At 40.2% G+C, this 1,671-nt stretch carries 1 protein-coding gene; it reads left to right on the top strand.

Features of this window, described 5'->3' with window-relative positions; all coding sequences use genetic code 11:
• Positions 1–122 precede the first annotated feature (122 nt).
• Positions 123–1,601: an IMP dehydrogenase gene (gene guaB / locus GMD6S_RS08970; RefSeq protein WP_000073405.1), complete on the top strand. Its 1,479-nt coding sequence runs from the start codon at positions 123–125 to the stop codon at positions 1,599–1,601.
• The last annotated feature ends 70 nt before the right edge of the window (positions 1,602–1,671 follow it).

Genomic DNA, 1,671 nt, shown 5'->3' with positions numbered 1-1,671 from the left:
TCACAGGGATAGTTTTTTTATGATTTCTACCATAAATATAATTGACAAATTTTCATAGAATGGTATGATAGATACAATACAAAAAGAGTCAAGCTCAAAAAGAAAGAAAAGAGGAAACTTCAATGTCTAATTGGGATACTAAATTTTTAAAAAAAGGTTTTACCTTTGATGATGTATTGCTAATTCCAGCAGAAAGTCATGTGTTGCCTAATGATGCAGATTTAACAACAAAATTGGCAGATAATCTGACTTTAAATATCCCAATTATAACAGCCGCCATGGATACAGTCACAGAAAGTCAAATGGCTATTGCTATTGCTCGTGCGGGTGGTCTTGGAGTAATCCATAAAAATATGTCTATTGCGCAACAGGCAGATGAAGTTCGTAAGGTAAAACGTTCTGAAAATGGTGTTATTATTGATCCATTCTTCTTGACTCCAGAACACACGATTGCTGAAGCAGATGAACTGATGGGACGTTACCGTATCAGTGGTGTTCCAGTTGTGGAGACACTTGAAAATCGTAAATTGGTTGGTATTCTAACAAACCGAGATCTTCGCTTTATTTCAGATTACAATCAACCAATCTCAAACCATATGACCAGTGAAAATCTTGTCACTGCCCCTGTTGGTACAGATCTTGCAACAGCTGAACATATTCTTCAAGAACACCGTATTGAAAAACTTCCTTTGGTTGACGAAGAAGGCCGTCTTTCTGGCTTGATTACTATTAAGGATATTGAAAAAGTTATTGAGTTTCCAAATGCTGCCAAAGATGAATTTGGTCGTCTTCTAGTTGCTGGTGCGGTGGGTGTCACTTCAGATACATTTGAACGTGCAGAGGCTCTCTTTGAAGCAGGGGCTGACGCAATTGTTATTGATACTGCACATGGTCACTCTGCTGGGGTTCTACGTAAAATTGCTGAAATTCGTGCTCACTTCCCAGATCGCACTTTGATTGCTGGTAATATTGCAACTGCAGAAGGTGCGCGTGCTCTTTATGATGCGGGTGTGGATGTTGTCAAAGTAGGGATTGGACCAGGTTCTATCTGTACTACTCGTGTGATTGCAGGTGTGGGTGTCCCACAAGTGACAGCAATTTATGATGCGGCAGCAGTTGCGCGCGAATATGGTAAAACAATCATTGCTGATGGTGGAATCAAGTACTCTGGAGATATTGTAAAAGCCCTTGCTGCAGGTGGAAATGCAGTTATGCTTGGTTCAATGTTTGCTGGAACAGATGAAGCACCAGGTGAAACGGAAATCTTCCAAGGACGTAAGTTTAAGACTTACCGTGGTATGGGATCAATCGCTGCAATGAAGAAAGGTTCAAGTGACCGTTACTTCCAAGGTGCGGTCAATGAAGCAAACAAACTCGTTCCAGAAGGAATTGAAGGTCGTGTTGCCTATAAAGGCGCAGCAGCTGATATTGTCTTCCAAATGCTTGGTGGTATTCGCTCTGGTATGGGTTACTGTGGTGCAGCTAACCTTAAAGAACTACATGATAATGCACAATTTATTGAAATGTCTGGGGCTGGTCTAAAAGAAAGCCATCCTCATGATGTACAAATTACTAATGAAGCACCAAACTACTCCATGTAAGAAGTAAAAAAGAACTCCTGAAATCCAGGAGTTCTTTTTGTTTACATAGTTGTCAATTTTGATTTACAGA

The organism is Streptococcus sp. GMD6S (genome assembly GCF_000297015.1).
Note: the sequence above shows the minus strand (reverse complement) of the source record. Positions and strands in the feature narration are given on the sequence as shown.

Excerpts from the sequence above, each read along its gene's own strand:
- guaB (WP_000073405.1), top strand. The coding sequence starts at position 123 with ATGTCTAATTGGGATACTAAATTTTTAAAAAAAGGTTTTACCTTTGAT.